This window comes from Streptomyces flavofungini (assembly GCF_041028215.1).
GTDB lineage: Bacteria > Actinomycetota > Actinomycetes > Streptomycetales > Streptomycetaceae > Streptomyces > Streptomyces flavofungini_B.
Genome location: NZ_JASKYR010000506.1, coordinates 1 through 5,944, shown reverse-complemented (window position 1 = coordinate 5,944; position 5,944 = coordinate 1). Strand labels below are relative to the sequence as shown.

Annotated in this window: 4 protein-coding genes; 2 read left to right on the top strand and 2 right to left on the bottom strand. The window is 69.0% G+C overall.

The window, feature by feature from the left end; all coding sequences use genetic code 11:
- Nucleotides 1-404: 404 nt before the first annotated feature.
- The gene (locus AB8Z36_RS28245; protein WP_369216209.1) at nt 405-1,895 is read left to right on the top strand and encodes an alpha/beta hydrolase family protein; all 1,491 of its coding nucleotides are present in this window, start codon (nt 405-407) and stop codon (nt 1,893-1,895) included.
- A gap of 83 nt (nt 1,896-1,978) precedes the next feature.
- On the opposite strand, the gene AB8Z36_RS28240 is transcribed toward AB8Z36_RS28245, so the two are convergent.
- Both AB8Z36_RS28240 and AB8Z36_RS28235 read right to left on the bottom strand, forming a co-directional pair.
- The gene (locus AB8Z36_RS28240) at nt 1,979-3,610 is read right to left on the bottom strand and encodes a M4 family metallopeptidase (RefSeq protein WP_369216208.1); all 1,632 of its coding nucleotides are present in this window, start codon (nt 3,608-3,610) and stop codon (nt 1,979-1,981) included.
- Between the two features lie 349 nt (nt 3,611-3,959).
- Nucleotides 3,960-5,213: an MFS transporter gene (locus AB8Z36_RS28235; RefSeq protein WP_440582015.1), complete on the bottom strand. Its 1,254-nt coding sequence runs from the start codon at nt 5,211-5,213 to the stop codon at nt 3,960-3,962.
- 246 nt (nt 5,214-5,459) lie between these two features.
- Here AB8Z36_RS28235 and AB8Z36_RS28230 point away from each other — a divergent pair, with 246 nt between their 5' ends.
- On the top strand, nt 5,460-5,855 hold the full coding sequence (locus AB8Z36_RS28230; RefSeq protein ID WP_369216207.1) for a VOC family protein: 396 nt from the start codon (nt 5,460-5,462) through the stop codon (nt 5,853-5,855).
- The last annotated feature ends 89 nt before the right edge of the window (nt 5,856-5,944 follow it).

Here is a 5,944-nt window from a genome sequence, read left to right as displayed (position 1 = left end):
ATCCAGCGCCGGGCGGCACACACAAGCCGCGTGGCTCGTACCGGTTTCGCGGCAACCTCGTTCATCACACGTCCCCCCCCCCCCCCCCCCCCCCCCCCCCGTTCGACAAGGCGTCATGGTGGCGGCCGAGTCGGCCACCGGCCGTCACCGCGGAAGACAGCCGGAGTCGGATCGAGCGCGAGAGCGCACGTTCCGCGCCACCGACCGCCGCCGACCGCCGCGTACTGCCGCCTTGGCACGATAGGCCCGCGGACTCGCGGCGCACATGAACCCACCGTCTGATGGTGTCGTGAGGAATTGAGACCGTGGTATGAGTGCTGATCTATACCGTGGTCTTATACGCGGTCGCTGACTTGGTGTGCTGGTTGCCACCCCAGTATCACGACGGTGGCTACCGGGGACCGATGTGGTGGCGCGTACCTCGCACCGAGGATGGCCGCGTGACCGAGACCATCACGGGGCTGTACATGTCCCCACTGGAAATCCTCGCCGTGCTGGCTGCCCTCGCGCTGACCGTGGTGCGCTGGCTGCCCGCTGCGGCCCGCCCCCTTCTCACGCTCGCTGCCGGGCCGGGTTTCGTGCTGTCCGCGCTCGCGCTTGGCGTGGTGGGCATCCGCTGGCAGATCCTGCCGGTGCTGGTGGGCGGCGCGCTCGCGTTGCCGTTCGCCGTGTCCCCTCTGATACGACGGCACACCGGCCGTCCGGTGTGGCGGGCGCGGTGGTGGCTGGCCATGCCGGGGTCGGTCGTCTGCCTCGTCTTGGCCGCCGCGGGCCCGGTGGCCGCTTGGGCCTTTCCCGTCCCGGCCTTCCCCGAGCCGTCGGGCCGTTTCGCGGTCGGCACCCGCGTGGTGCAGTGGACGGATCCGCACCGCCGCGAGACCTTCACCGCCGACCCGCACGACCGGCGCACGGTCGTGGTGCAGCTTTGGTACCCCGCGCGCAAGAGCCCCGCCGATGCGCGGCGGGCGCAATACCTCGGACGTACGGAACAGGAGGCGCGCACCGTGTCCGACGCCTTCGCCCGTGGGGTGGGCCTGCCGGGCTTCCTGGTCGACGGCGTCCCGCGCGGCCGCTCCCACGCGGTCTTCAACGCCTCGGCGGCGAGTGGGGGCGGCCGGTTGCCGGTGGTGCTGTTCTCTCCCGGGTCAAGCGGAGTGCGCACACAGAACACCGCCTGGGCGGAGGAACTGGCCAGCAACGGCTATGTGGTTGCCGCTCTTGACCACCCGTACGACTCCGCCGCCGTCGTTCTGGCCGACGGCCGGACGGTGCGCTCCAAGACCGCCTCCACCGGCGACCGGGACAGGGATGCCGAGTTGGCGGCCGAATGGACGGCCGTTCGGGCCGCCGACCTCAGCTTCGTCCTCTCCCAACTGGACCGACTGGGCCGAGGAGACATCGAAGACCCGCTGACCGGACGCCTGGACACCGGCCGCGCCGCGGTCACCGGGCATTCCATGGGAGGAGCAGCGGCCCTCCAGGCCGCCCGACAGGACCGCAGGTTCGACGCCGTCATCGATCTGGACGGCTACCCCCACGGCCCCACCACCCCTCCCGCCCGCCAGCCGACGCTCGCGCTCACCGGGGCCATCACCCCTGACACCGACCCGCGCTACCTCCCCCGTCTCACCGAAGCCCTCAAGTCCTCCAGCGCGACGAATTACCGGCTGACCATCCCCGGCGCCGCGCACCTCACCTTCACGGACGGTCCCCTCTACCTGCCGCCCGTGCCCTCGGTCGTCGGCTCACTCGGCCGCAACGAGAGCCCGCGCGTCGTCGCCACCACCACTCTCGCCTTTCTCGACCACACCCTGCGGCACATGCCCGGCGACCTGGCCGGGGCGCTGTCGGCCCACGGCGATCTCAGCGTCTACCGCCCGGGGGGTACCCAGTGACCGGCCCAAGGGCGGCCGACGGGGCGAACGCGGCGGGGGCGGCGCCCGCAACGGACGCCGCCCTGCACTGCACTGACCGGGGGTTACTTGACGTTGACGCCGGTCCAGGCGTCGGCCACACGCTTGTACTCGGTGGAGTTCGCGCCGTACAGGTCCTTCGCGGCGCGCAGCGTGCCCTTGCGGGCCGCCTTGTAGTTGGTGGTCGACGTGAAGTACGTGGTCAGGGCCTTGTACCAGATCTTCTCGGCCTTGGCGCGTCCGATGCCGAGCACCTTGGTGCCGTCGGCGGTGGGCGAGTTGTACTCAACGCCGTTGATCCGCTTCTTGCCGCTGCCCTCGGAAAGAAGGTAGAAGAAGTGGTTGGCGATGCCCGAGGAGTAGTGGACATCCACGTCACCGGCGCGGGAGCTCCACTTGTCCAGGGAGTCGCCGTCCTTGGAGGGCTTGTCCATGTAGCGCAGCGGGGTGCCGTTGCCGTTGATGTCGATCTTCTCGCCGATGAGATAGTCGCCGACGTCCTTGGAGTTCTTGGCGTTGAACTCCACGGCCGTGGCGAAGATGTCGGAGGTGGCCTCGTTCAGGCCGCCGGACTCACCGCTGTACTCCATGTTGCCGGTCGCCGAGGTGACGCCGTGGGTCATCTCGTGGGCCGCGACGTCGATCGAGGTCAGGGGCTTCTTGTTGCCCTGGCCGTCGCCGTAGGTCATGCAGAAGCAGCTGTCGTCCCAGAAGGCATTGATGTAGCCGTTGCCGAAGTGGACGCGCGAGGTGGCGCCCTTGCCGTCGCCGTTGATGCCCTTGCGGCCGTGCACGGACTTGTAGTAGTCCCAGGTGAGCTGGGCACCGTAGGCGGCATCGACGGCGGCGGTCTGCGCGCTCGTGGGCTTGCCGTTGCCCCAGACGTTGTTGGAGTCCTTGAAGAGCTTGCCGGTGCCGCTCTGCGCGTGCTTCAGGTCGAAGGTGCGGTGGCCGCCGCGGGCCTTGTCGGTCAGCTCGTAGCCGCTCGTGACCTTCTTGGTGCCGATCGTGACCTTGCCGCTGTACTGGCTGTTGCCGGTGCCGTTCTCGATGGCCTGGTGCTCGTACAGCTTCTTGCCGGTCGCGGCATCCGTGATGACGTGCAGACGGCTGGGCGTGCCGTCCTTCTGCACACCGGTGACGACGGTCTCGTAGGCCAGGGTGGGCTTGCCGTCGGCCGCCCAGATCACCTTGCGCGGCGACTGCGCCTCGGCCTTCGCGGTCTTCGCCTGCGCGGCGCTCGACTCGGCGGCCTTGACGGCGGAGGACTTGGCCACCTTCGCGTCGGTGGTGGCGACCTTGACCGTGGCCTCGGTCGCCTTGGTGACGCTCTTCACCTCGCCGTTCTTCGCGGTGTGCACGACGAGGTCGCCGCCGAGGACGGGCAGGCCGTCGTAGGTGCGCTCGTAGCGGGTGTGGGTGGTGCCGTCGGCGTCCTTGACGACGTCGCGGACGACGAGCTTCTCCTTGGCACCGAGACCGATCTTGTCGGCGGTCGCCGATCTGTCGGCGTTCGCGTCTTGGAGCAGGTCCGCGCGGGCCGACACCGAGAGGGCGACGGGAGAACCGGACGGCTCGGTGTCCTTGTCCGGCTGGGCGGAGGCGCCGGTGGTCAGCCCGGTGGCGAGCAGCGCTCCGGCGGCGACGGCGGTGGCGATCGCGAGCGTCGAACGCTTACGGGATATGTGAGAAGTCACGCGGGCTCCATCTGTGGGGTGCCCGGGAGGCACGGAGCGCCGCCCGAACCGGAAGAAGACGCGATGCGGGCGTGCAGCGTGGTGCTGTACGTGCAGCGTGTTGCGGGGAAGCGTGCCACTCGAAGCAGGTACATGTCAGCATTTTGCCTGGATGTTGGCCGGATATGGTCCGTTGAGCGATCGTCGACATACGCATTGCGAACAGATTGTTTGCAGGACTGCACCGACAACGCGCGCGTTCGCGCAGAGGTGTTGAACACTCGGGACGACGGCGCGCCTCGGCGGTGCGGGCGCCGACGAAGAACACCGGCTTCGAACCGGACGTCGTTCACTCCATGTGCACCTGCGTCTATGCGGGCCAGGCGAGGTGCCGTATGTAATGAGACCACGCCGCCAACACCATGCAGGCGGCGGATACTCCACCGAGCGCCATGACCGTGGACGGGGAGCTGTGGTCCAGGACCACCCCACCGGCAAACGCCCCGAGCGAGAAGGTCGCCTGGAAGGAGGCGGTGAACAGTACGGAAGCGGCCTCCGGTGTGTGCGGCGTCGCCTTGGTGAACCAGGTCTGGGACGAGACGGGCACGGCCCCGTAGGCGACACCCCAGACGATCAGCGAGGCAAGGGCACCGGTCAGCGAGCGTCCCACAAGCGGCAGCAGCAGGGTGACCACCGCGATCAGCCCCGCCGCCAGGCCGAAGGTGGCATGCGGTCGGCGGGTGACCATCGCGCCGCCCAGGAAGTTGCCGACGATGCCTGCGGCTCCATAGATGAGCAGAAGGAGGGTGATCTGCCGCGAGTCCGAGTGGGTGACCTGTTCCAGGAACGGGGTCACGTAGGTGTACGTCCCGAAGTGCGCGAAGACGATGAGAAAGGTCAGCAGCAGCGCATAGCGCGTGTGCACGCCGCGGAACGTGGTGTGCAGGACGCTCAGCCGGGTGGCCTCGACGGGTGGAAGGGGCGGTACGACCAGGCACAGCATGATGAGCACCCCGAGCGTCAGCGCGCCCATCACGACGAACGTCACCCGCCAGCCCGCGAGGTCGCCGATGAAGGTCCCCGCCGGTACACCGAGGGCCGAACCCAGGGGCACCGCGGAGAAGATGACCGCGGTCGCCCGGCCCACCGACGCGGCGGGCACCAGGCGTTCGGCCAGTCCGGCCCCGATCGACCAGAAGCCGCCGATGGTGACGCCCACCAGGACGCGGGAGACCAGGACGAACCAGTAGTTGGGTGCGGCAGCGGCCAGGAAGTTGGCCAGGGCCAGCAGGAGTATGAAGACGCAGAGCATGAGTCGGCGGTCCCTACGTGCGGTCGCCGCTGTGACCACGGGCGCCGAGGCCGCCGCGAGAAGTCCGGGCATGGTCATCATCAGCCCCGCCATCCCGTCGGAGATGGTGAAACTGGACCCGATCGAGGTCAGCAGCCCAATGGGCAGGATCTCGGTGGTGACGATCGAGAAGAGCCCCAGTGTCACGGAGGTGACGGCCAGCCAGCCCACCAGGGGCGACCGAGTCGGTAAGGGCGTGTCACTGGGGCGGCTGGTGTGGGTGTGGGTGCCGGTGTGGGAGTGGGAGTGGGTGCCGGTGGTTGTCGAGGGCATGCGCCATGGATTCCGTTCTGCGGAGCGGCGATCACTGGGCGACCAGTTCAGCAGGGGGCACCGGGCGGGGCTGGCAGTTCTGCGACGGCACCCCTGTCGGCGCGGGTCATGTCGCGGAACTGCCAGTGCGGCGTTAGGGCTTCGCGGCCAGCAGTGGTTGCCGCAGCCGCAGCATGACCACAGCCATGATCGTGGCCGTCTCTATGATCTTCGTTGCGGAGATCCACTGGTCGGCCGGGAGGCGTCATGACACTGCAGATGAAGTTGAGCGCGATCACGCTCGACTGCCCCGACCCGCTGGCGCTCGCGGATTTCTATGGGCGGGCCACCGGTTTCGCCCCGCATCCGAAGTCGGACTCCGCCTTCGCGGGTCTGATACGCGAGGACGGACTCTTCCTCGGTTTCCAGCGGGTCGAGGACTACCGGGCTCCGCGCTGGCCCGGCCAGACGGTCCCCCAGCAGGCGCACCTCTGCTTCGACGTCGCGGACCTGGACGAGGCCGAGGCGCTGCTGCTGGAGCTGGGCGCGGGCAAACCGGACCACCAGCCGCACGAGATCACCAGGGCCCGAGTCCTCACCGACCCGGCCGGTCACCCCTTCTGCATCTGCGGGCCTTCCGTTCAGAGCTCCGTATCGTCGTAGAGCGGGTCGGGTTCGCGGATGTGGCTGGCGGCCTGCACCGCTCGCGGGAGCGGTGCAGGGCAGCGGTGTTGGGGTGTGTCGGGTTGGTG

Coding starts and splice junctions, on each gene's coding strand:
- AB8Z36_RS28235 (WP_440582015.1), bottom strand. CDS start 5,213: ATGCCCTCGACAACCACCGGCACCCACTCCCACTCCCACACCGGCACC.
- AB8Z36_RS28230 (WP_369216207.1), top strand. CDS start 5,460: ATGACACTGCAGATGAAGTTGAGCGCGATCACGCTCGACTGCCCCGAC.
- AB8Z36_RS28245 (WP_369216209.1), top strand. CDS start 405: ATGTGGTGGCGCGTACCTCGCACCGAGGATGGCCGCGTGACCGAGACC.